This is a genomic window from Lentzea sp. NPDC058436 (assembly GCF_042721515.1).
Classification (GTDB): Bacteria; Actinomycetota; Actinomycetes; order Mycobacteriales; family Pseudonocardiaceae; genus Lentzea.
Map to the genome: position 1 here is coordinate 846481 of NZ_JBHXLF010000003.1, position 23582 is coordinate 870062.

Annotated in this window: 21 protein-coding genes and 1 pseudogene; 8 read left to right on the top strand and 14 right to left on the bottom strand. The window is 69.6% G+C overall.

What is annotated here, in order from left to right:
- Positions 1 to 103 precede the first annotated feature (103 nt).
- The gene (locus tag ACFWN2_RS17665) at positions 104 to 1003 is read left to right on the top strand and encodes a hypothetical protein (RefSeq protein ID WP_382428550.1); all 900 of its coding nucleotides are present in this window, start codon (positions 104 to 106) and stop codon (positions 1001 to 1003) included.
- Here ACFWN2_RS17665 and ACFWN2_RS17670 read toward each other — a convergent pair.
- From ACFWN2_RS17670 to ACFWN2_RS17705, 8 genes and pseudogenes are all read right to left on the bottom strand, one after another.
- Entirely contained in the window at positions 943 to 1746 is an 804-nt protein-coding gene (locus ACFWN2_RS17670; protein ID WP_382428551.1) for an alpha/beta fold hydrolase, read from the bottom strand. The two genes, ACFWN2_RS17665 and ACFWN2_RS17670, sit on opposite strands and share 61 nt — an antisense overlap.
- A gap of 13 nt (positions 1747 to 1759) precedes the next feature.
- The gene (locus tag ACFWN2_RS17675) at positions 1760 to 2899 is read right to left on the bottom strand and encodes an acyl-CoA dehydrogenase family protein (RefSeq protein WP_382428552.1); all 1140 of its coding nucleotides are present in this window, start codon (positions 2897 to 2899) and stop codon (positions 1760 to 1762) included.
- Positions 2896 to 4728, bottom strand: coding sequence for a biotin carboxylase N-terminal domain-containing protein (locus tag ACFWN2_RS17680; protein WP_382428553.1), 1833 nt, complete (start codon positions 4726 to 4728; stop codon positions 2896 to 2898). Before ACFWN2_RS17680 ends, ACFWN2_RS17675 begins: the two co-directional genes overlap by 4 nt.
- Before the next feature lie 8 nt (positions 4729 to 4736).
- The gene (locus ACFWN2_RS17685; protein ID WP_382428554.1) at positions 4737 to 6287 is read right to left on the bottom strand and encodes an acyl-CoA carboxylase subunit beta; all 1551 of its coding nucleotides are present in this window, start codon (positions 6285 to 6287) and stop codon (positions 4737 to 4739) included.
- On the bottom strand, positions 6287 to 7399 hold the full coding sequence (locus tag ACFWN2_RS17690; protein ID WP_382428555.1) for an acyl-CoA dehydrogenase family protein: 1113 nt from the start codon (positions 7397 to 7399) through the stop codon (positions 6287 to 6289). The genes ACFWN2_RS17685 and ACFWN2_RS17690 overlap by 1 nt, the downstream gene beginning before the upstream one ends.
- Positions 7396 to 8867, bottom strand: a pseudogene (locus tag ACFWN2_RS17695) (acyclic terpene utilization AtuA family protein). Before ACFWN2_RS17695 ends, ACFWN2_RS17690 begins: the two are co-directional and overlap by 4 nt.
- Before the next feature lie 47 nt (positions 8868 to 8914).
- Positions 8915 to 9646, bottom strand: a complete 732-nt coding sequence (locus tag ACFWN2_RS17700) for a TIGR03084 family metal-binding protein (RefSeq protein ID WP_382428556.1) — start codon at positions 9644 to 9646, stop codon at positions 8915 to 8917.
- Positions 9643 to 10170 (bottom strand): TetR/AcrR family transcriptional regulator, encoded by a 528-nt coding sequence (locus tag ACFWN2_RS17705; RefSeq protein ID WP_382428743.1) that lies wholly within the window; start codon positions 10168 to 10170, stop codon positions 9643 to 9645. The genes ACFWN2_RS17700 and ACFWN2_RS17705 overlap by 4 nt, the downstream gene beginning before the upstream one ends.
- Positions 10171 to 10297: 127 nt before the next feature.
- Between ACFWN2_RS17705 and ACFWN2_RS17710 the strand changes: the two genes are divergently transcribed.
- The gene (locus ACFWN2_RS17710; RefSeq protein WP_382428557.1) at positions 10298 to 11029 is read left to right on the top strand and encodes a putative protein N(5)-glutamine methyltransferase; all 732 of its coding nucleotides are present in this window, start codon (positions 10298 to 10300) and stop codon (positions 11027 to 11029) included.
- 19 nt (positions 11030 to 11048) lie between these two features.
- Entirely contained in the window at positions 11049 to 11396 is a 348-nt protein-coding gene (locus ACFWN2_RS17715; protein WP_382428558.1) for a nuclear transport factor 2 family protein, read from the top strand.
- Between the two features lie 43 nt (positions 11397 to 11439).
- On the opposite strand, the gene ACFWN2_RS17720 is transcribed toward ACFWN2_RS17715, so the two are convergent.
- Positions 11440 to 13416, bottom strand: a complete 1977-nt coding sequence (locus ACFWN2_RS17720) for an intein-containing Rv2578c family radical SAM protein (RefSeq protein ID WP_382428559.1) — start codon at positions 13414 to 13416, stop codon at positions 11440 to 11442.
- 39 nt (positions 13417 to 13455) lie between these two features.
- On the opposite strand from ACFWN2_RS17720, the gene pnuC reads away from it, so the two are divergent.
- Genes pnuC through ACFWN2_RS17735 form a run of 3 tightly spaced genes read left to right on the top strand, consistent with a single transcriptional unit; the run spans position 13456 to position 16455 of the window.
- Positions 13456 to 14034, top strand: coding sequence for a nicotinamide riboside transporter PnuC (gene pnuC / locus ACFWN2_RS17725; RefSeq protein WP_382428560.1), 579 nt, complete (start codon positions 13456 to 13458; stop codon positions 14032 to 14034).
- A complete protein-coding gene (locus ACFWN2_RS17730; RefSeq protein WP_382428561.1) occupies positions 14031 to 15089 on the top strand; it encodes an AAA family ATPase in 1059 nt (352 codons plus the stop codon). The genes pnuC and ACFWN2_RS17730 overlap by 4 nt, the downstream gene beginning before the upstream one ends.
- 34 nt (positions 15090 to 15123) lie before the next feature.
- On the top strand, positions 15124 to 16455 hold the full coding sequence (locus tag ACFWN2_RS17735) for a YibE/F family protein (protein WP_382428562.1): 1332 nt from the start codon (positions 15124 to 15126) through the stop codon (positions 16453 to 16455).
- Here ACFWN2_RS17735 and ACFWN2_RS17740 read toward each other — a convergent pair.
- Positions 16376 to 16729 (bottom strand): DUF1304 domain-containing protein, encoded by a 354-nt coding sequence (locus tag ACFWN2_RS17740; RefSeq protein ID WP_382428563.1) that lies wholly within the window; start codon positions 16727 to 16729, stop codon positions 16376 to 16378. The two genes, ACFWN2_RS17735 and ACFWN2_RS17740, sit on opposite strands and share 80 nt — an antisense overlap.
- Before the next feature lie 46 nt (positions 16730 to 16775).
- On the opposite strand from ACFWN2_RS17740, the gene ACFWN2_RS17745 reads away from it, so the two are divergent.
- Positions 16776 to 17612, top strand: coding sequence for a spermidine synthase (locus ACFWN2_RS17745; RefSeq protein ID WP_382428564.1), 837 nt, complete (start codon positions 16776 to 16778; stop codon positions 17610 to 17612).
- 34 nt (positions 17613 to 17646) lie between these two features.
- Here the strand turns inward: ACFWN2_RS17745 and ACFWN2_RS17750 are convergent, their stop codons facing one another.
- From ACFWN2_RS17750 to ACFWN2_RS17760, 3 genes are read right to left on the bottom strand one after another with little or no spacing between them, the layout of a single operon-like run.
- On the bottom strand, positions 17647 to 18273 hold the full coding sequence (locus ACFWN2_RS17750; protein WP_382428565.1) for a hypothetical protein: 627 nt from the start codon (positions 18271 to 18273) through the stop codon (positions 17647 to 17649).
- Positions 18270 to 19517: a histidine--tRNA ligase gene (gene hisS / locus ACFWN2_RS17755; protein ID WP_382428566.1), complete on the bottom strand. Its 1248-nt coding sequence runs from the start codon at positions 19515 to 19517 to the stop codon at positions 18270 to 18272. Before hisS ends, ACFWN2_RS17750 begins: the two co-directional genes overlap by 4 nt.
- A gap of 5 nt (positions 19518 to 19522) precedes the next feature.
- Positions 19523 to 20233, bottom strand: a complete 711-nt coding sequence (locus ACFWN2_RS17760) for an MBL fold metallo-hydrolase (RefSeq protein ID WP_382428567.1) — start codon at positions 20231 to 20233, stop codon at positions 19523 to 19525.
- Positions 20234 to 20347: 114 nt separating this feature from the next.
- On the opposite strand from ACFWN2_RS17760, the gene ACFWN2_RS17765 reads away from it, so the two are divergent.
- The gene (locus ACFWN2_RS17765; protein ID WP_382428568.1) at positions 20348 to 21205 is read left to right on the top strand and encodes a peptidylprolyl isomerase; all 858 of its coding nucleotides are present in this window, start codon (positions 20348 to 20350) and stop codon (positions 21203 to 21205) included.
- 90 nt (positions 21206 to 21295) lie between these two features.
- On the opposite strand, the gene ACFWN2_RS17770 is transcribed toward ACFWN2_RS17765, so the two are convergent.
- Positions 21296 to 23581 (bottom strand): RelA/SpoT family protein, encoded by a 2286-nt coding sequence (locus ACFWN2_RS17770; RefSeq protein ID WP_382428569.1) that lies wholly within the window; start codon positions 23579 to 23581, stop codon positions 21296 to 21298.
- Position 23582 lies beyond the last annotated feature (1 nt).

Consider the following 23582-nt stretch of genomic DNA (forward strand, 5'->3'; position numbering starts at 1 on the left):
AACCTGCCGAGTTCGCAAGCCGGACAAAACCGCCGATCGGCTGTACCGCGTTCCCTTTGCTGCCGATAGCCTTCCGATCTTGACTCCGTGAAACGGAGGAGCGATGCTCACGATTTACCCACCTCGCGAGGAGCTCGCCGACCTTCTGGTGACGGGTCCGTTCGCGGACGCGCTGCGGGTCGCGATCCAGGTGCGGGGACTGAGCCTGGAACGGCTGCAGCACCGCCTGAAGGTGCGGGGCGCGCCGATCAGCGTGACGGCGCTGAGCTACTGGCAGTCGGGCCGGCGCAGACCCGAGCGGCCGGAGTCGCTGATGGCCCTCGCGCACCTGGAGAACGTGCTCGGGCTGCCGGAGACCGCACTGAGCCGCCTGCTGGGGCCACCCAGACCCAGAGGCCGTTCACGCAGGCGGGAGCAGCCGGCGCGGTCGGCCTGGGACGGTTCGGGACTCGTGGTGACGGCCCAGCACGACAGGGTCGACGTCGCGCCCTGCGGCGGTGTGCGCGGCGTCCGGTCCCGTCAGGTCATGCAGGCGAGCACCGCCGACGTGGACCGCTGGATCCTCTGCCAGGAAACGGGTTCCGCGCAGCCCGCGGTCACGGCCGTGCGTTCCTGCCGGGTCGGCCGGATCGCCAGGGAACGCACGAACGGCGTGCTCGTCGCGGAGATGTTGTTCGACGAGCCGCTCTCCGCGGGAGAGTCGATCGCGATCGAGTACGAATTGATCTATCCACATCCGACTGCGGAGCACACGCATTTCCGGCGGTTCGGAGAGCGCGTCCACGACTACGTGCTGGAGATCAAATTCCAGGACTCCCCCGCGTCCTGCGAGCAATTCGCGTCGGGCCCGGCGGGAACGGAGACGTCCGGCGGCGCCCGCCCGGCCCCGGTGGACGAAGGGGGCTACGCGCACGCCGCCGCGCTCGACTTCGGTCCCGGCCTCTACGGCATGCGCTGGACCGTCGCCGCGAACGCCCCGGGGTCGTCCACCCAGGGGAAGTGACCGGCGCCGGGCTGCACGACCAGCGTCGCGCGGGGGAACAACGCCGCGTACTCCCGCGCACGGCTCGGCGGCAACGACACGTCGTGCTCACCGGCGACGAGAAGCGTTGGCACGTCGAGCTTCTGGAGCCTCTCGCGCACCCGCGCCGGGTCGAACGCGCCGTCGGCGTAGAACTCCATGGCGGCGTGCTGGTTGCGCGGGTGGTCGTCGAGCGCACGCGCCGCGTCGTCCCACCGGCCGTGGAAGAACGGGCTGATCTTCGCGAACGCCTCCGGCGTCATCCTGCCCGCCCAGATCTCCTCGAACCCCTTGATCGCCTCGGCGTACCAGGGTTCACCGCCGCGCCGCAGCGCGACCTCCCGGCGGTCGTCGTCGGTGACGTCGATGCCGACCACGCGCGGGCTCGGCGCGACGAGCACGAGTTCCTTGACGCGCTCCGGAAACCGGACGGCGTAGAGGATCGCGAGCGTGCCGCCGGCGGAGTGGCCGAGCAACCGCATCCGCTGCAGGCCCAGGTGCCGCCGCAGCGCCTCCACGTCGTGGATCTGGCGGTCCACGCGGTAGTAGCCGGCCTTCTCCGACTCGCCCGTGCCGCGCAGGTCGAGCCGGATCACGTCGCGCAACGGCAGGCCGCCCAGGTACGACGACGCCTGCATCGGCCCGCCGGGCAGGCAGATCACCGGGTCCGCGGCCTCGCCGTGGTAGGCGAGGCCGAGGCCGTCCGAGTTCGTGAAAGTCCCCATGCTCCGGAGTGTGTCAGTACGAACGCGGCAGCTTGAGCGAGTTTTGAGCGACGAAGTTGAGCACCATCTCCCGCGACACGGGCGCGATGCGCGACAGGCGGGACGACGCGAGCATCGACGCGAGGCCGTACTCGCGGCTCAGCCCGTTGCCGCCGTGGATCTGGATCGCCTGGTCGACGGCGGCCGCGATCGCCTCGCCCGCCGCGTACTTGGCCATGTTCGCGGCCTCGCCCGCCTCCTTGTCACGACCGGAGTCGTAGAGCGCGGCGGCCTTCTGCGTCATCAGCCGGGCGAGCTCGACCTCGACGTGGACCTTCGCCAGCGGGTGCGCGAGCCCCTGGTGGGCGCCGATCGGGGTGTCCCACACCGTGCGCTGCTGGGCGTAGGAGACGGCCTTGGCGATCGCGAGGCGCGCCGACCCGGTCCCCATGCTCGCGCCCATGATCCGTTCGGGGTTGAGCCCGGCGAAGATCTGCATCAGCCCCTGGTCCGGCGAGCCGACAACGGCGTCGGACGGCAGCCTGACGTCGTCGAAGAACAGCGTGAACTGCTTCTCCGGCATGAAGAGATCCATGTCGATCTCCTGCCAGGTGAAGCCCTCGGCGTCCGTCGGCACGACCACCAGCACCGGCCCGGTCTTCTGGATCGCGACCACCAGCACAGCGTCGACCTCGTCGACACCGGAGATGTAGGTCTTGCCGCCCTTCAGCACCCAGTCGTCACCGTCGCGGCGGACGTTCGTCCTGAGCTTGTGCGAGTTCGACCCCGCGTCGGGCTCAGTGATCGCGAACGCCATCTTCAGCGTGCCGTCCGCGAAACCGGGCAGCCACTTGGACTTCTGCTCGTCCGTGCCGAACCGCGCGATCACCGTGGCGCAGATCGCCGGCGACACCACCATGAGCAGCAACGGGCATCCCGCCGCCGCCAGTTCCTCGCACACCGCCGCGAGGTCGCCGATGCCGCCGCCACCGCCGCCGTACTCCTCCGGCACCGCGACGCCGAGGTAGCCGAGCTTGCCGGCCTCCTCCCACAGCTCGGTCGTCTTCTCCCCCGCACGGGCCTTGGCCGTGAAGTACTCGTGGCCGTACTTGGCACCGAACTCGGCGACCGCCCTGCGCAGCGCGATCCGCTCTTCGGACTCGACGAAGCTCACGATTCCTCCACTACGGCCAGTACATCTCCGGCGTTGACCTGCTGCGCCTGCTCGACGAGAAGTTCGGTGACCGTGCCCGCGTTGGTCGCGAGCACGCGGTGTTCCATCTTCATCGCTTCCAGCACCAGGAGCTCGGCACCGGCCTCGACGACATCACCCTGCTGAACGCTGACCCTCACGACCGTGCCCGGCATCGGGGCGATGGTGGCACCCGGCGCGAGCTTCGTCTCCGGCTCGGGGAAGCGCGGCACGACCTTCAACGACAGCGACCCGCGCGGCGAGTCCACCTCGACCACGTCGCCGTACCTGCTGACGTGGAACGGAACCCGCACGCCGTCCAGGTCCAGCACCACGGTGTCCGCGGTGGCCTGCGCCGGGTCGTACTCGACCTCGACCAGCTCCTCACCGTGCAGGAACCTCGCCTTCGGCCGCTGCGACCGCACGTTGCGCCAGCCCAGCGGCAGCGTGCCGATCCGGCGGGTCGCGGCCTGGGCGAGCGCCGCCGCGAGCGCAAACGGTTGCGGGTCAACGGTCCGGGTGAGGTCGTGCTCGGTGAGGAACCCGGTGTGCGTGTCCCCGTTGAGGAACGCCTCGTTCCCGAGGATGTCCACGAGCAGCTGGCGGTTCGTGACCAGACCGTGGATCTTCGCGCTCTCCAACGCCGTCGCGAGCTTGCGGGCGGCCGCACGGCGGGTCGGCGCATACGCGATCACCTTGGCCAGCATGGGGTCGTAGTGCACCGAGACCACGGAGCCGTCCTCGACACCGCTGTCCAGCCGGACGTCACCGGGCACCTCGAACCGGTGCAGCACACCGCTCGCCGGCCGCCAGTCGTTCGCCGGGTCCTCGGCGTAGAGCCGCACCTCGATCGCGTGCCCGCGCGGTTGCGGCACCTCCAGGGGAAGCCGCGCGCCCTCGGCGATCCGCAGCTGCCACTCGACCAGGTCCACGCCGTGCACGAGCTCCGTGACCGGGTGCTCGACCTGCAGGCGCGTGTTGACCTCCAGGAAGTGGAAGTCCTCGCCCTTCAGCATGAACTCCACGGTGCCCGCGCCGACGTACCCGATCGACTCGGCCGCCACCGTGGCCGCCGTGAACAGGCGCTTGCGCACCTCGTCGCCCACCGCAGGGCTCGGTGACTCCTCGACGATCTTCTGGTGCCGCCGCTGGATCGAGCACTCGCGTTCCCCGAGCGCCCACACCGTGCCGTGCGCGTCGGCGAGGATCTGCACCTCGACGTGCCGCGCCTGCTCCAGCAACGGCTCGCAGAACACCGTCGGGTCACCGAACGCCGACTCGGCCTCGCGCCGCGCACTCGCCAGCGCGTCCGCGAACTCACCCTTCTCCCGCACGATCCGCATGCCGCGCCCGCCACCACCGGCGGACGCCTTGATCAGCACCGGGAACTCGGTGACGGTCTCCGGGTCCAGTTCCGGCAACGTCGGCACACCCGCTGCGGCCATCCGCTTCTTCGCGGCGACCTTGGAGCCCATCGCCTCGATCGAGTCGGGCTCCGGCCCGACCCACGTCAGCCCCGCGTCCTGCACCTTCCGCGCGAAGTCGGCGTTCTCACTCAGAAATCCGTAGCCCGGGTGCACGGCGTCCGCTCCCGCTCGCACGGCCGCCTCGACGAGCAGGTCGGCGCGCAGGTAGGTCTCGGACGGCGACGCGCCCGGCAACCGGACCGCGAAGTCCGCCTCGCGGACGTGCGGCGACTCGGCGTCCGGGTCGGAGAACACCGCGACCGTCCGGATCCCGTCGTCCCGGCAGGTGCGGATGATCCGGCGGGCGATCTCCCCGCGGTTGGCGATCAGCAGAGTCTTGATCACTGTGGTCATCACATCCGGAAGACGCCGAAGCCGTCGGCGCCCTTGATCGGTCCGCTGTGGACAGCGGAGAGGCAGAGGGCGAGCACGGTCCTGGTGTCGCGCGGGTCGATCACGCCGTCGTCGTAGAGCTTCCCCGACAGGAACGGCGCGAGCGACTGCTCCTCGATCTGCGCCTCCACCATCTTGCGCATGGCGGCGTCGTGCTCCTCGTTGTACTCCTGCCCCTTGGCCATCGCCGCCTGCCGTCCGACGATCGACAGCACACCGGCGAGCTGCGCGGGCCCCATCACGGCCGACTTGGCGTTGGGCCAGGTGAACAGGAAGCGGGGGTCGTAGGCCCTGCCGCACATGCCGTAGTTGCCGGCGCCGTACGACGCGCCCATCGTGATCGTCAGGTGCGGCACGCGGCTGTTCGACACGGCGTTGATCATCATCGAGCCGTGCTTGACGATGCCGCCCTGCTCGTACTGCGCGCCGACCATGTACCCGGTGGTGTTCTGCAGGAACACCAGTGGCGTGTCGCTCTGGTTCGCCAGCTGGATGAACTGCGTGGCCTTCTGCGACTCCTCGCTGAACAGCACACCGCGCGCGTTCGCGAGGATGCCGACCGGGTAGCCGTGGATCCGCGCCCACCCGGTGACGAGGCTGTTGCCGTACAACGGCTTGAACTCGTCGAACCGCGACCCGTCGACCAGCCGCGCGATGACGTCGCGCGGGTCGAACGGCACGCGCTGGTCCTCGGAGACGACGTCGAGGATGCTCTCGGCGTCGAACGCCGGCTCCTCGACGACCGCCGGTTCCGGCCCGAGCTTGCGCCAGTTCAGCCGGGCGACGACCCGGCGTGCCAGCCTGATCGCGTCGGTCTCGTCCTCCGCCACGAAGTCCGCGAGCCCGGACGTGGCGCCGTGCATGGTCGCGCCGCCCAGCGACTCGTCGTCCGCGTCCTCACCGGTCGCCATCTTGACCAGCGGCGGACCGCCCAGGAACACCTTCGAGCGGTCCTTGATCATGATCACGTAGTCGGACATGCCCGGCACGTACGCGCCACCGGCCGTCGCGTTGCCGAACACGGCGGTGACCGTGGGGATCCCCGCCGCGCTCAACCGCGTCAGGTCGCGGAACGCCCGCCCGCCGGGGATGAAGATCTCGCTCTGCGTCGGCAGGTCGGCACCACCCGACTCGACCAGGCTGACCAGCGGCAGCCGGTTCTGCAGCGCGATGTCGTTGGCCCGCAACGACTTGCGCAGCGTGTACGGGTTCGACGAGCCACCGCGCACCGTCGGGTCGTTCGCGACGATCACGCACTCGACGCCCTCGATCCGCCCGATGCCCGTGACGCACGAAGCCCCGACCGGGAAGTCGGTGCCCCAGGCCGCGAGCGGGGACAGCTCCAGGAACGGGCTGTCCTCGTCGATCAGCAGCTCGACCCGTTCGCGGGCGAGGAGCTTGCCGCGTTTGTGGTGCCGTTCGACGTACTTCGGCCCACCCCCGGCGAGCGCTTTGGCGTGCTCGGCGTCCAGTCCCGCGATCTTCGCGAGCAGCGCCTCCCTGTTGCCCATCAGGCGAACCCCAATCGTCGTGCCGCGAGCTCGGTCATCACTTCACTCGCCCCGCCCCCGATGCCGAGGATGCGGGCATCCCGGTAATGACGCTCCACTTCGGACTCCCGCATGTACCCCATGCCTCCGTGCAGCTGCACGGCCTCGTCGACCACCTCGGAGCAGGCGTCGACCGCCGCGTTCTTCGCGAAGCAGACCTCGGTGACGCAGTCGTCGCCGCGGTTGATCCGCGCGGCGACCTCCCGCGTGTACGTCCGTGCCAGGTCGATCCTCTGCGCCATCGCGGCGAGCTTGTGGCTGACCACCTGACGTTTGATCAGCGGCTTGCCGAACGTCTCCCGGTTCCGCACCCACTCGACCGTCAGGTCCAGCGCACGCTGCGCCGTCGCGTAGGCCTCGACCGCCATGGTGATCCGCTCGACCTGGAACTGCCGCATGATCTGCACGAAGCCCTGGTTCTCCTCGCCCACCAGGTTCGCGGCCGGCACGCGCACGTCGTCGAAGTGCAGTTCGGCGGTGTCGCTGCAGTGCCAGCCCATCTTGTCGAGCTTGCGCCGCGTGAACCCGTCCTCGACCACCAGCAGCGAGATGCCCTGGTAGCCCTTCTCCCCGGTCCGCACCGCGGTCGTGACGAAGTCCGCGCGGCACCCCGAGGTGATGAACGTCTTCTCGCCGTTGACGACGTAGTGGTCGCCGTCCCGAACAGCGGTCGTCCTGATCGCGGCCACGTCGGACCCGGCACCGGGCTCGGTGACGGCGAGGCTGCCGATCTTCTCGCCCCGGATCGCGGGCTTCGCGAACCGCTCGACCAGGTCGGCGTTCCCGCTCTGCCAGATGTGCGGGATCGCGATGCCGTGCGTGAACAGCGCCGCGACCAGCCCCGACGACCCGCCGTTCTGGATGATCTCCTCGGTCAGCGCGACCGAGTCCAGCAGGTCACCGTGTTCGAACCCGATGCCGAGCAGGTCGAGCGCCGCGGCCTTCTCGTGCAGCTCACGCGGAACCTCGCCGTCGCGTTCCCACTGGCCCAGGTGCGGCGCGATCTCCTTGCGCGTGAAGTCGCGGACGAGCTCCCTGAGCTCCTTGCGCTCGTACAGGTCCTTCGTGATCACAGGAGCTCCTCGGGGATCTCTACTTCCCTGCCGCGCAACCACTCGCCCAAGGCCTTGGCCTGCGGGTCGAACCGCGTGCTGCTCGCCACCCCGTCGCCGAGCAGGCCGTGCAGCACGAAGTTGAGCGCCCGGAGGTTCGGCAGCTCGTACCTGCTCACCTCCTGAGCCTCCGGCAGCAGCTCCTTGAGCTTCTCGGTGGTGAGAAACTCGTTGAGCCACGCGAAAGCCTCGTCCGACCGCACCCACACACCGAGGTTCGCGTCCCCGCCCTTGTCGCCACTGCGCGCGCCGGCGATCGTTCCCAGCGGCCTCTTCACAGCATCACCGCCTTGGCGCTGACCTCGTCGCGGTTCACGTACGCCGCCCGGTAGACCCCGAACGGCGTCCCGTCACCGGGCGGCGCCGTCACGTGGAACCCGGGATAGCTCGCCAGGGCCAGCTCGATCGCCGCACGGCTGAACCCCTTGGCCCGCTTCGGATCCGCCGTCTTGATCGTGACGTGCAGCAACGCGCTCGCCTGTTCCTCGGTGGCCGCGTCCACCTGATCGGTCCGCGCGAGCGTCCACGTCAGCCCGTCGTCTCCGATGGCGTCCCGCAGCTGCCGCTTCACCAGCTCCGCCTTGGCCTCGACGGCGAGCCCGGTGAGGACGAACGTCGTGGAGTTCCTGAACCCGCCCAACGTGTTCAGGCACACCTTGAGCGTGTCCGGCGGCGGAGAGCCCTTCACCCCGCTGATCCTGACTCCGCGCTCGTGGTCCTGAAGCCGGATCGTGTCGAAGTGCGTCGTGACGTCGGGCCCCAGGTACTCCGGCGCCCCGATCTCGTACAGCAGTTGTGCCGTCACGGTGTCGACGGTGACCGCGCCACCCGTGCCGTCGTGCTTGGTGATCAACGACGACCCGTCCTCGTTGATCTCGGCGATCGGGAACCCGGGCCGGGTCACGTCGATCTCGGTGAAGAACGAGTAGTTGCCGCCCGTGGCCTGCGTGCCGCACTCCAGCACGTGCCCCGCGACCGTGGCACCGGCCAACCGGTCCCAGTCGTCGCGCGCCCACCCGAAGTGCGCCGCCGCGGGCCCGACCACCAGGCTGGCGTCCGTGACGCGCCCGGTGACCACGACCTGCGCGCCCTGGTTCAGGCAGTCCGCGATCTCCCACGCGCCGAGATAGGCGTTGGCGGTCAAGGCTTCCGGGAACCGCGCCTTCAGGTCGTCGCCGGTGACGTAGCCGACCTTGGCATCGAGCTTGCGCGCGAGCCCCTCGGGGTTCAGCCCACCGGCGTTCACGACGATCTTGACGCCCTTGTCCAGCGCGAGCGCCAGGCAGTCCTCCATCTGCCGCAGGAACGTCTTCGCGTACCCCAGCGACAAGTCCTTCATCCGGTCGCGCCCGAGGATCAGCATGGTCAGCTCGGCGAGGTAGTCCCCGGTCAGGACGTCGAGGTGCCCGCCCTCCAGCTGCTCGCGCATCGCGGACAGTCGATCGCCGTAGAAGCCCGACGCGTTGCCGATCCTGATCACCGGCCACCTCCGGGCGGCCCCGCGAACGCCTGCGCGATCGGCACCCACTCCTGCGCCACCGGCCCGGACGCCTCGATCGCGAGCTCCTTGCGGTTGCGCCGCTGCGTCACCAGCCACGCGAAGTCCAGCGCGGGCCCCGAAACGCGGTTCTCCGCGTCCTCCGGCCCCCACGTCCACGCCTCGCCGCCAGGCCCGGTCAACTCGACCCGCACCTCGGCCTCCGGCGCCGCCAGCCCGTTGAGCAGGAACGCGAACCCCATGGTCCGCACCCCGATGTGGCACACGTGCCTGATCCGCGCGGTCGGCTCGCGCACGACACCCAGGGCGTCCGCCACGTCCTGCCCGTGCGCCCAGGTCTCCATGATCCGCGCGGTCGCCATGGACGCCGGGCTCATCGGCGGCCCGAACCACACGATCTTGCCGGAGGCTGCGGCGAGGTGCTCCCGCAACGCCTTCCTGCTGTCCCGCCACAGTTCCAGCAGGTCCGGCAGAGCGGCCGCCTCCGCCGCGGTCCTGTCCACGATGTCGGCGGTCAGCGGTTGCGCCTGGAACGCGGCGGGGTCGGTGATCGCGAGGATCGCCGCCTTGTCCGTCCACATCAGATGGCCGACCTGGTGCCCGACCGTCCAGCCCTCGGCGGGCGTCGGCACGGTCCAGTCGGCCCCGGCGACGATCCGGTCGAGGTCCCGCGACTCCGCGTCGAGGTCGGCCAGCAGTTCCGTGATCACAGCTGCTCCTCCAGCATCCGCGCCCAGTAGCGCACCACGTGCGCCCGGCGCTTGGTGTCGTCGGCGAGCTGGTTGGCGAGCGCCAGCCCGCGCACGAGATCAAGGGTTGCCTGCACCGCGTCCTTCACACCGGGTTTCGCGTCGTCGACGTCGAGCAGCTCCAACGCCAGCCCGTACACCTCACGCCCCAGCCGCGCCTGCAGCTCCAGCACCTGCTCGCGCAGCTCCGGATCGGTGCGCGCGGCCACCCACAGCTCCAGCGCCGCCGTGAACAGGTCGCTGGCGTGGAAGTCCGCGATCAGCTCCACCACGGCGTGCGTGCTCTTCTCGGCGATCTCCGCGCGCCGCTTGAGCACCTCGACGCTCTCCGCGCCCACGTGCTCCACGGCCGCCGCGACCAGCTCACCGCGCGTGCGGAAGTGGTGCAGCTGAGCACCGCGCGACACCCCGGCGCGTTCCGCCACCTCGGTCGTCGTAGTGCCTGACCAGCCACGTTCCACCAGGCACTCGACGGTCGCCTCCATCAGCTTCCGCTTCGTCTCCCGCGAGCGGTCGGCCTGGCGCTGCCTCGTCTCCACGCCGCCGAGTCTTCCGCCGAACAAACAAACAGTCAAGCCTGCTTGTAAACGCCGCGCGTACCGTCCCCCCTCGATGACCATCGTGGAAAGACTCAGGGCCGCCGGCTGCGTGTTCGCCGAAGAAGAGGCCGCACTGCTCGAAGAGGCCGCCACCAGCCCCGAGCACCTCGAAGACCTGGTGGCACAACGGGTCGGCGGCCTGCCGCTGGAGCACGCCGTCGGCTGGGCGATGTTCTGCGGCCACCGGATCGTGGTCACCAGGGGCGTCTTCGTCCCCCGCCACCGCACCGAACTGCTCGTCGACCTCGCCACGGACCTCAAGCCCGCGACCGCCGTGGACCTCTGCTGCGGATCAGGCGCGGTGGGCGCGGTCCTGCGGCACAGGCTCCCGGACGCCGCGGTCTACGCCGCCGACATCGACCCGGCAGCCGTCGAGTGCGCCCGCCAGAACCTCACCAACGTGTTCGAAGGCGACCTCTTCGACGCCCTGCCGCCGCACCTGCGAGGCACCATCGACGTCGTGGTCGCCAACGTCCCGTACGTGCCGACCGCCGACATCCGGTTCATGCCGCCCGAGGCACGCGACCACGAGGCACGCGTGGCGCTCGACGGCGGCGAGGACGGACTCGACGTCCTGCGCCGCGTGGCCGCCCAGGCCGCGACCTGGCTGAGCCCCGGCGGCACCCTGCTGAGCGAGACCAGCGAGCGCCAGGCACCGGCCGCACTGGCCGCCTTCACCGCCGCCGGCTTGACCGCCAAGCTCGTGACCAGCGAAGACACCAATGCGGTGGTCGGCACCCGCTAGCTTCCGTACAATGTACGGTATGTCGTACGACGAGGTCATGCAGTGGTTCGAGAAGTGGGACGCGCTCGCGATGAAGGGCGACGTCGAGGCGATGGCCGACATGGCCCTGTTCCCGGTCAACACGGTCACCGACGGGTCGGCCACGTCGTGGGACCGCGAGACGTTCATCGAGCAGATGGGGGCCCAGCTGGGCGGTGAGGTGCAGATGGAGTCGAAGAGGACTCCGCACTTCATCAACGACAACCTGGTCTTCGTGATCACGGACGGCACGATCAACGGGATCACGGTGCGCTACGGCGACCTGCTCACGAAGGTCGGCGGCGACTGGAAGTTCCAGACGATGGCCCAGGGCGGGTGGGCCGAGTAGAGCGAGAAGGCGACCCTGGGGAAGAGGGCGCCGACTCGAAGGTTCACAGCAGGGTGAGTTGTTCCTGATCAACGCGCGGCGCCGGCACACCCACCGGCAGGCTGCCGTCGGGCCACACGCCTTCGTCGTCACCGGGCACACCGGTGACGGCGTCGGTGGACCGTCCACGCGGCGCCAGTCCGTGCTTCTCGATCAACGGGATCACGCGCGCAGCGAGCCGGGCGCGGTACCGCTTGTCCACATAGGACCGAGGCCCGTACAGGTACCGGTACGTCTCCACGAGGTCCGGGTGCTCGCGGCGCAGCCAGGCGGCGAACCACTCCTTCGCGCCCGGACGCAGGTGCAGCGGCAGCACGGTCACACCCGTCGCGCCGGCCGCCGCGATCTGCTCCAGCAGGAAGTCCAGCTGCTCCACGGAGTCCGTGAGCTCGGGCAGCACCGGCGCCACGAACACCCCGCACGGCAACCCCGTCTCCCGCACCTTCCGCACCAGCTCCAGCCGTGCGGCGGGCGTCGGCGTGCCGGGCTCCAGCGACTTGTGCAGGTCCCGGTCCATCAGCGCCAGCGACACCGCGATCCCGACCGGCACGACCTCCGAGGCCGCTGTCAGCAGCGGCAGGTCCCGTGCCAGCAGCGTGCCCTTCGTGAGGATCGAGAAGGGCGTGCGGGAGGCGGTCAACGCCTCGATGATCCCTGGCATCAAGGCGTACCGCCCCTCCGCCCGCTGGTACGGATCGGTGTTCGTGCCGAGCGCCACGTGCTCCTGCTTCCAGCGCGCGGACCGCAGCTGGCGCGACAGCACCTCCCCGGCGTTGACCTTGACGATCAGCTGGTTGTCGAAGTCCTTGCCGGTGTCGAGGTCCAGGTAGGAGTGGGTCTTGCGGGCGAAGCAGTTGTGCGACACCACGCCGTTGGCGATGAAGTCCGCCGTCCCGGTCGAGATGTCGTAGAGGGCCGTCTCGCCCAGCGGTTCCACCGACACGACGCCGAGCGGCCGCTGCGACTTGATCGCCACGCCGTCGATGTCGCGCTTGCGGGTGATCGCCGGGTCGACGGTGTGGAAGAACCGCAGGTTCTCCCGCAGCCCGCCGCGCAGCCGCACGACCCGCACGCCACGACGGCGGCGCAGCTCCTCGATCGCGAAGTCGAAGTCGAAGTGCTTGAGCGCCAGGCAGATCGCTTCCAGAACGGTGGCGTTGCGCGTCGAGAGCCGCAGGATGCTGCGCGAGCAGGTCCCGAGGTAGTCGAACGCGCCGGCCAGGAATCCCTTGAGCCAGTCGGGGTTCGGGGCTATCTGCCAGTGCGCGAGTACGCGCACCTGGTGCAGAAATCCCTCGCCTTCTCGCACTCCGAAGTAGTCGAGGTACTCCTGAGTGCGGTCCATGGCCTCGATGTCGGCCAGGGGGATGTGGAACTCGGTCTCGTCGTCCACCATGCCGCGCAGGTAGCCGCGGCGGTAGTCGTCGGTCACGGCGGGCTGCTCGACGAAAGCCCCCGTGCCCATGAGTTTGTTGCCGGTCGTGAGGTGCGGCCTGCGTCCGACGCCCGCCGTCTCGCCCGTCACGTGCTTCCAGCCGCGGTCGGTCAGGAACCGGTGGTCACCGGACGCGACCACGGTCGTGCCGTCCTCCAGCGTCAGCCGGTACGCCTCCTTGCGCGTCTCCCAGTGCGCGAAAACGGTCGTGAGCTTGTACCGCCGGTAGTTGCCGACGAGCTCGGTGCCGTAGATCTCGTCACCTTCGCGCACCTCGGACAGCGGCTTCGTGCGACCGTTGCCCATGAGGATCGGTGTGTCGCCCGCCATGCAGTACGTGCAGGCGTGTGAACAGCCGCGATACGGGTTCACCGTCCACGCGAACGGCAGCGACGAACCCGGTACCCCGTTGAGCACGGATTTGGCGCGGACCTCGTGGAACACCACGTCCGCGAACTCAGGAGTTCGTACGCTGCGCACCAGTCCCGGTAGCCCCGGTAGTGCCTGTTGCGGCTCTGCCTCGGATTTCTGCCCGTCCCATCGCACATCATCGATTCGAACACATGTTCGAACAGCGGTCAAGGAGTGCCCTTGTCACCCGTTGAGGTAGCAGGCTTCGTCACCGGCGCACTGTGCGTGTGGCTGGTCGCCCGGCAGAACCCCTGGAACTGGCCCATCGGCATCGCGAACAACATCGCGTTCCTCGTGCTGTTCTGGAGCAGCGGCCTGTACGCCGACTCCGGCCTGCAGATCGTCTACATGGCACTCGCGGTCTACGGCTGGTGGGCGTGGGTGCGCGGCGGCGAGCAGCACAGCACGCTGCACGTCAGCCGGACCACGACACCGCAGTGGGTGTGGCTCGCGGTGGCCGGCGTGCTCGGAACCGGTCTGCTGCACTGGGTCCTGGTCACCTTCACCGAGTCCACGGTGCCGTTCTGGGACGCGGTCACGACCGTGTTGTCACTGCTCGCCACCTGGGGCCAGGCGCGCAAGAAGGTCGAGTGCTGGTGGCTGTGGATCGCCGCGGACGTGATCTACGTGCCGCTCTACGCGTACAAGGAGCTGTACCTGACAGCGGTGTTGTACGTGGGGTTCATGGTGCTGTGCGTGATCGGCCTGCGGAACTGGACGAAGGACCTCAGGAGCGACGAGGTGCCCGCGTGAAGGAGTTCGCCCACGCCCTCGTGCTCGGCAAGTTCTACCCGCCGCACAACGGCCACCACCACCTCATCGAGACGGCGGCCTCCCGCAGCGAGCGCACGACCGTCACGGTGCTGGCGGCGTCGTCCGAGACCATCCCGCTCGAACACCGCGTGCGCTGGCTGACCGAGACCCACACCGATCCGGGCATCCGGATCGTCGGCGACCTCGACGACCACCCGATGGACTTCGACTCCGACGAGATCTGGAACCTGCACGTCGCGCTGACCCGCGCCGTCCTCGCCAGGCGCGCCATCGCGGACGGCGACCCGTCGCAGGCCCCGGTCGACGTGGTGTTCTCCAGCGAGAAGTACGGCGACGAACTGGCCCGCAGGCTCGGCGCCCGGCACGTGCTCGTCGACCTCGACCGCTTCACCCACCAGGTCTCCGGCACGGCGGTGCGCACCGATCCCGTCGCGAACTGGCACCACCTGGCGCCCGCGACCCAGCGCGGCCTGGGCCGGAAGGTGGTGGTCCTCGGCGCGGAGAGCACCGGCACCACCACGCTCTCGAAGCAACTCGCCGGCCACTTCGGAGCGCCCTGGATCGCCGAGTACGGCCGCGAGCACACCGAGCACAAGCTCACCGCCGCACAGGCGTTCGACCCGGACGCCACCGTGGACGGTCTGGTGTGGACCCTCGGCGACTTCGAGGACGTTGCGCGCGAACAGGAACGCCGCATCCAGGCCGAGACCGCCCCGCTGGTCGTCGCGGACAACGACGCGTTCGCCGCGACCGTCTGGGGAGAGCGCTATCTCGGTTTCCGGCCGGAGATCTTCCCCGGCACCGAACCGGACCTCTACCTGCTCACCGACCACGTGGGCGTCCCGTTCGAACAGGACGGCTGGCGTGACGGCGAACACCTGCGCGAGTGGATGACCGGTCTGTTCGAACGCGAGCTCACGCGGCGGGGCGTGCCGTGGCTGAAGCTCACGCAGGACAGGTTCCACGCGGGCGTGACCGCCATCGAACATCTCATGCGGCAGGATGTCGCGCGTGGGTCACGGTCACGGGCATAGCCATGCGCTGAACGAGGAACCGGCATCACAGCGCGTGCGCACGTTGCTGCTGTGGCTGCTGGTGCCGTTCGCGCTGGCCACCCTCGTCGGCGCGGCGCTGCTCTACCCGTTCGGGTACGAGCAGAAGACCGGCGCGGAGATCGGGCTGCACCAGACGCCGGTCGAGGCCGTCGTCACCGGCGTGGCCGAGAACTGCGGCGAGAAGTGCGTCGCGGTGACCGTGAAGATGACCGACGGCGCGGCGAGCGGCCAGAGCGTCACGATCCCGAGCGTGAAGGGCGCCGGAGCGCCGAGTTTCCAGCTCGGCGACGAGGTGGTGCTGTCCTACGCGGGCAGCCAGCCGCAGGCCGCCGAGTCGTACCAGATCGTCGACTACCAGCGCGGGTGGTCGCTGGGGATCCTCGCGCTGCTGTTCGCGGCCGCCGTGCTGCTGCTCGGGAGGTGGCAGGGGCTCGCGGCGCTCGGCGCGTTGCTGCTGAGCTTCGTGGTGCTGGTGCTGTTCGTCATGCCGTCGATCCTGGCGGGCCAGAACCCGCTGCTGGTGGCGGTCGTCGGCGCCGGAATGATCATGTTCGCGGTGCTCTACCTGACCCACGGCGTGTCCGCGCGCACGTCAACAGCCGTGCTCGGGACGTTGGTGAGCCTCGCGCTGATCGGCGCGCTGGGCGCGATCTTCTCGGCGGCCGCGCAGCTGACCGGCCTCGACGAGGACACGACGAACCTCGTCACGTTGCTCGGCACGAACATCGACACGCGCGGCCTGCTGCTCGCGGGCACGCTGATCGGCGCTCTGGGCGTGCTCGACGACGTGACGGTCACGCAGACCAGCGCGGTCTGGGAGCTGCGCCGGGCCAACGACAAGCTGACGTGGCGCGAGCTGTTCGCGGCGGGCTCGCGGATCGGACGCGACCACATGTCGTCCGTCGTGAACACGCTGATGATGGCCTACGCGGGCGCGGCACTGCCCCTGCTGCTGGCGATCTCGCTGGCCGGGCGGTCGATGGGCGAGATCCTGACCGCCCAGCAGATCGCGCAGGAGATCGTCCGCACCCTGGTCGGCAGCATCGGCCTGGTGGCGGCGATCCCGGTGACCACCGCCCTGGCCGCCCTCGTCGCGGTGCGCCAGGAGGTCGCCCCCCTCAGGACCCCGGAACCCGAGCCGGAGCCCGAACCCGAACCGAAGACCGTCAAACGCGCCGCGAAGCCCGCGCCGAAACCGCGGCCCGCGCGCATCGAGGGCGACCTCTACACCGGCTACGACCCCGACAAGGGGCCGTGGGAACGGCCTAGTGAGCCAGGAGCACGAAGAGCAGCGCCAGCACGCCCGGCACCACCTGCACGAAGAAGATCTTCCGGCTCGCCGTGAACGTGCCGTAGATGCCGGCGACGATCACGAACACCGTGAAGAGCACCGAAGCGCCGAAGTCCTGGCGGACGATCGCGTAGATCAGGCCGGCGGCGAGGAAGCCGTTGTACAGGCCCTGGTTCGCGGCGAGAGCCTTGGTCTCCTGCGCGAACTCGGGCGTGAGACCGAACGCCTTGTACCCGCGCGGCGTTGTCCAGAGGACCATCTCCAGCACGACGATGTAGATGTGGATCAACGCCACGAGGGCGAGCAGAACGTTGGCGATGACCTGCACTTGGGTTCCTCCTCAGACCTGACACACGCGGTGAGACAATAGAGCAGTGGGAAGACAACGGCCCGACACAGAGGCGATCACCGAGTCGATCGACTCCGGCGTCGCCGAGCTGGTCCCCGACCTCGGTGGACGGAACTCCTGGACGTTGCGGGTCAACGGAACCCCACAGTCGCATGTGGACCTGGACGACCCGACCTACCTGGAGTTCGAGTACGTCCGCCGGCTGGGTCACATCGTTGATCTCACCGCGCCTTCGCGTGTGCTCCACCTGGGTGGTGGCGCTCTCACGCTAGCGCGCTACGTGGCCGATCTACTCCCCCGCGCGTCTCAGCAGGTGGCCGAGATCGACGCGGGCCTGATCGCGTTCATCCGCCGCGAGCTGCCGCCGCCCTCCCGCGTGCGGATCACGACCGGCGACGCGCGTGCGGTGCTCGTCAAGGCACGCCCCGGCTCGTTCGACCTGATCGTGTCCGACTGCTTCGCCGGAGCCCGCACGCCCGCCCACCTGACGTCGGTGGAGTTCGTGCGCCAGGCGTCCGCGGCGCTGGCCGAGGACGGCATCTACACGGCGAACATCGGCGACGGCAACGGCCTGCAGTTCGCCCGCTCCCAGTGCGCGACCGTGCGCGCGGTGTTCGAACACGTCTGCGTGCTCGCCGAACCGGGCGTCTTCCGCGGCCGCCGCTTCGGCAACTTCGTGATCATGGCCTCGCACCACGGCCTGCCGATGCAGCAGCTGACCCGCGCGACGGCCGGCGACCCGTTCCAGGGCCGCGTCGAGCACGGCACGGGCCTCACGAAGTTCATCGGCGGCGCACCCGTCACCACGGACGCGACCGCAACGCTGTCCCCCGCACCGCCCTCGGGCCTCTGGGGAACGTGAAGAACGCCGCCCCCGAAGGGACGGCGTCCGGTTCTCAGTCCAGTGAGGTCACGAACTTCGAGACCGCGTCCGGATGAAGCTTCTGCGCCATCCGACCGGCCGGTGCCAGCGACCCCAGCCGGTACAGCGGCCGTTCCGCCGCCGCCAGCCCGCGCGCCTCGGCCCGCAGCTGCGCGACGAGCAGCTCCGAGAACACCAGGCCCGGCGTGTCCCCGCGCGCCGCCACCGCGTCGGCGAGGCGGCGCAGCTGGTAGACGCCCAGCTCACGACCGCCCGTTCCCGCGTACATCGACAGGGCGACGTTGATCGCCTTCTTGTTCCCCCGCACGAACAGCCCGACCGTCCGGGCGCCGCGCAGGTCGGTGACCAGCAGGTCGAGGCCGTCGGCCGTGGCGAGGTTCACCTTGCGCGTGCCGAACGCCCGCACGTGGACCGTCGTGCCCTCCAGCCACACCGTGCGACGCGCCTCGGACAGCGCCAGCAGGATCACCGGCACCGCCACGATCGCCCCGGCGATGACACCGGGCCACCGGCCGCCGATCAGGCCCACGATCGCGCCGAAGGCGAGGGCGACCATGACGCCGCCGATCGCCACCATGCGCGCCCGCTTGCGGACCGTCGCCTTGTCGAGCAGGTCGAGAACGAGCTTGTCGTCGCTCACAGCGCCTTCCGCACCTCTTCGACCACGTCGGCCAGCGCCACCGTCACCTGCTCGCCGGTCGCCAGCGTCTTGACACCGATGTTGCCGGCCTCCAGGTCGCGCTCACCGAGCACGAGCGCCAGCTTCGCGCCGGACTTGTCGGCGGCCTTGAAGCCCGCCTTCATCGACCGCCCGCCGTAGACCAGGTCCGTGCGCACCCCGGCCGCCCGCAGCTCACCGGCGATCGCCACCAGGCGCGCCCGCGCGGCCTCGCCCAGCGGCACGCCGATCACGTCGACGCGGGAGAACTCCGGCAGCACGCCCTCGGCCTGCGCCGCGAGCAGCGCGCGGTCGACGCCGAGACCGAAACCGACGCCGGACAGCTCCTGGCCGCCCAGCTGCGCCATCAGGCCGTCGTAACGGCCACCGCCGCCGATGCCGGACTGCGCGCCGAGACCGTCGTGGACGAACTCGAACGTCGTCTTCGTGTAGTAGTCGAGGCCGCGGACCATGCGCGGGTTCTCGACGAACTTCACGCCCAGCTCGGTCAGGTAGCCCTTGACCAGCTCGTAGTGCTCGCGGCACGCGTCGCACAGGTTGTCGACCATCAGCGGCGCGTCGGCGACCAGCTCGCGCACCTCGGGGCGCTTGTCGTCGAGCACGCGCAGCGGGTTCAGCTCGGCGCGCTGGCGGGTCGCCTCGTCCAGCGGCAGCGTCGCGAGGAACGCCTGCAGCTTCTCGCGGTAGGCGGGGCGGCAGTTCGCGTCGCCCAGCGAGGTGAGCTCCAGGCGGTACCCGGTGAGACCGATCGCGCGGAACCCGGCGTCACCGACCGCGATGACCTCGGCGTCGAGCGCCGGGTCGTCGATGCCGATCGCCTCGATGCCGACCTGGTGGAACTGCCGGTACCGACCCGCCTGCGGCGCCTCGGCGCGGAAGAACTGGCCCGCGTAGTAGAGCTTCGCCGGCAGCGAGCCGCGGTCGAGGCTGTGCTCGATCACGGCCCGCATCACGCCCGCGGTGCCCTCGGGGCGCAGGGTGATCGAGCGCTCGCCGCGGTCGAGGAAGGTGTACATCTCCTTCGTCACGACGTCGGTCGACTCGCCGACACCGCGCGAGAACAGCGCCGTGTCCTCGAAGACCGGCAGCTCGACGTAGCCGTAGCCCGCGAGCTCGGCGGCACGCGTCAGAGTCGACCGAACGTGCACAAAAGCGGCAGACGTCGGCGGGATGTAGTCGGGAACGCCCTTGGGTGCGGAAAACACGTCTCTCAGAGTCCTCGGTGAGGGGCGGCCGCGCCCTTGGTACGAACAGCGTCCTGCAACTGGAGCAGGTAGGGATTCGTCGCGCGCTCGCGGCCTATGGTCGTCGTCGGGCCGTGGCCGGGCAGCACCACCGTGTCGTCGGGCAAGGTCATGACCTTGCTCTGCAGGGACGACAGCATCGCGGAGTGGTCGCCGCCGGGCAGGTCGGTGCGTCCGATCGAACCGGCGAAGAGCGTGTCACCCGAGATCACCAGGCGACCCCCTTCCTGCGCGCCGGAGCGGAACATCACCGACCCGCCGGTATGGCCCGGCGTGTGGTCGACGGTGATCTGCAACCCGGCGAGGTCGAGCGCGAGACCGTCGGTCAGCTCGCAGACCTCCGAGGGCTCGCGCATCTCGAGCTTGCCGCCGAAGAACGCGGCCGTCTCGGCGCTGATGCCCTTCAACGGGTCGGAGAGCATCGCTACGTCATCCGGGTGGATGTACGCGGGAACGTCGTTGCCGTCGCAGACCGGGGTGACGGAGAAGGTGTGGTCGAAGTGCCCGTGCGTGAGCAGCACGGCGACAGGCGCGAGACGGTGCTTGCGCAAGGCCTGCTCGATCGGTTCGACCGCGTCCTGACCGGGGTCGACGATCACGCAGGGCTCGCCCTCACCGGCCGCCAGGACGAAGCAGTTCGCCTGGAGCGCCCCGGTGGGGAACCCGATCACGAGCACGAAAATGACCTCCCTGTTCAAGGACAGCCTAACCACCACACAAAGCTCATATGCCCAGGCCCTAGACTGCCGAGCCGACCGCCCTATTCGCATGAGTCCCTGGGGAGGGAGCACGTGCCCACCAACGAGCAGCGACGCGCGAACGCCAAGCGCAAGCTTGAGCGTCAGATGGTCTACCGCCAGGAGCGGGCCAAGAAGCGTCGCATCATCGCCGTCGTGTCGACGGTCGTCGTTGTTGCGCTCGTTGGAGGTGGTGTGTGGTTCCTCGCGACCAGCAACGTCTTCGGCAACGGTGACGCCGCCGCGTCGGAGACTCCTACCCAGGAGTCGGTGGACAAGGCGGAGAACATCCCCACCGCGCTGCACCAGATCCCGAAGCGCCCGCAGGCGCTGCCGGAAAAGGTGAACTGTGAATACACGAAGGGCCAGGAGCCGGCGGCCAAGGAGACCACGCCGCCCGCGAACGGCGAGCAGTCCGCCACCGGCACGGTCGGCGTCACGCTCGGCACCTCGATCGGTGACCTGAAGTTCAACCTGGACCGCGCGCTCGCGCCGTGCACGGTGAACAACTTCGTCGAGCTCGCGAAGCAGAAGTACTTCGACAACACGACGTGCCACCGCCTCGTGGTGACCGGCATCCAGGTCCTGCAGTGCGGCGACCCCGGCGGCAACGGCATGGGCGGCCCCGGCTACTCGTTCAAGGACGAGGTCTACCCCGAGCTCACCTACGGCCGCGGCGTGCTCGCCATGGCGAACTCGGGCCCCGACACGAACGGCTCGCAGTTCTTCATCGTCTACGGCGACGGCGCGAACCTGCAGGCGAAGTACACGATCTTCGGCACGGTCGACGAGGACTCGCTGAAGAAGATCGACGAGGTCGCGAAGACCGGCACGATCTCCCAGCAGCCCGGCCAGGGCGACGGCAAGCCGAAGACCCCGGTCGACATCAAGTCGGCGCTGGTCGCGAACTAAGCGCCTCCCGGCAGCTCGAACACGACGGAGCCCCCGCCCTCTTCAGGACGGGGGCTCCTCTCGTCTCACGCCCCAGTTGCTGTGCTCTCGTTACGACGCCGACGTCACGCGGTACACGTCGTAGACGCCCTCAATGCCGCGCACGGCCTTCAGAACGTGGCCGAGGTGCTTCGGGTCGCCCATCTCGAACGAGAACCGGCTGACGGCCACCCTGTCGCGTGACGTCGTCACCGACGCCGACAGGATGTTCACGCGCTCGTCGGCCAGCACCTTCGTGACGTCCGAGAGCAGCCGGTGCCGGTCGAGCGCCTCCACCTGGATCGCGACCAGGAACACGCTGGAGGCCGACGGCGCCCACTCGACGTCGAGCAGCCGCTCCGGCGACTTCAGCAGTTCCTCCGCGTTCGTGCAGTCGGTGCGGTGCACGGACACGCCGCCACCACGCGTCACGAAGCCGAGGATGTCGTCGCCCGGCACCGGGGTGCAGCAGCGGGCGAGCTTCACCCACACGTCGCCCGCGTCCTTGACGATCACGCCCGCGTCGCCGGTGGGGCGGCGCCGGGTGACGGTGGACGGGGTGGCGCGGTCGGCCAGTTCCTCCTCGGCGTGGTCGACACCGCCGAGCTGCGCGACGAGCCGTTGCACGACGTGGCGGGCGCTCGTGTGCCCCTCGCCGACCGCGGCGTACAGCGCGCTCATGTCCGGGTAGTGCAGTTCCTTGGCGAGGGCCTGCATGGAGTCGACCGAGACCAGGCGCTGGATCGGAAGCCCGACGCGCCGGACCTCCTTGGTGATCGCGTCCTTGCCCTGCTCGATCGCCTCTTCCTTGCGCTCCTTGGCGAACCACTGCTTGATCTTCGCCTTGGCGCGCGGGGACGCCACGAAGCTCAGCCAGTCGCGGGACGGACCCGCGCCCTCCGCCTTGGAGGTGAAGATCTCAACGACCTCGCCGTTCTCGAGCTTGCGCTCCAGAGCGACCAGGCGACCGTTCACGCGGGCACCGATGCAGCGGTGACCCACCTCGGTGTGCACGGAGTAGGCGAAGTCGACCGGCGTGGAGCCCGTCGGCAACGTCTCCACGTCCCCCTTGGGCGTGAACACGAAGATCTCGCGCGCGGCGAGGTCCCAGCGCAGGCCCTCCAGGAACTCACCGGGGTCCGCGGCTTCCCGCTGCCAGTCGAGGAGCTGGCGCATCCACGCCATCTCGTCGATCTCGACGGACTTGCCGTTGTGCGTGCCCTTGGTCTCCTTGTAGCGCCAGTGCGCGGCGATGCCGTACTCGGCCCGCTGGTGCATCTCGGACGTGCGGATCTGCACTTCCAGAGGCTTGCCGTCGGGACCGATCACGGTCGTGTGCAGCGACTGGTACACGCCGAACCGCGGCTGCGCGATGTAGTCCTTGAACCGGCCCGGCATGGGCTGCCAGGCGGCGTGGACGACACCCATGGCGGCGTAGCAGTCCCGCACCTCGTCCACGAGGATCCGGACGCCCACGAGGTCGTGGATGTCGTCGAAGTCCCGGCCGCGGACGATCATCTTCTGGTTGATCGAGTAGTAGTGCTTCGGCCGGCCCTCGACCTTCGCGACGATCCGCGCGCTTTCGAGCTGGCTGTTCAGCTCGCTGACCACGGACCTCAGGTACGTGTCGCGACTCGGCGCGCGCTTCGCGACCAGGCGGACGATCTCGTCGTACTTCTTCGGCTGCAGGATGGCGAACGCCAGATCCTCCAGCTCCCACTTGACCGTCGCCATGCCCAGCCGGTGGGCCAGCGGCGCGAGGACCTCAAGCGTCTCGCGCGCCTTGCGGGCCTGCTTCTCCGGCGGCAGGAACCGCATGGTGCGCATGTTGTGCAGCCGGTCGGCGAGCTTGATGACCAGGACCCGCGGGTCCTTCGCCATCGCGATGACCATCTTGCGAATGGTCTCCGCCTCGGCGGCCGCCCCCAGCTTGACCTTGTCGAGCTTCGTGACGCCGTCGACCAGCCGGGCGACTTCCTCACCGAAGTCTTCCTTGAGCTGGTTGAGCGAGTAGTCGGTGTCTTCCACGGTGTCGTGCAGCAGCGCGGCCACCAGCGTCGTGGTGTCCATGCCCAGCTCGGCGAGGATCGTCGCCACGGCGAGCGGGTGGGTGATGTACGGGTCGCCGGACTTGCGGCGCTGCGGGCGGTGCTTCTCCTCGGCAACGTCGTACGCGTGCTGCAGAAGCGCCAGATCGGCCTTGGGATGGAGGTCACGGTGCACGGCGGCGAGAGGTTCGAGGACCTGCTTCACCGGGGCCGCACGTTGGGCGGTGATGCGCCGCGCAAGGCGGGCGCGCACACGCCGGGTAGCCGACGGTTGAACAACCGTCGCAGCGGGTTCGGTGTCTTGACTCAAC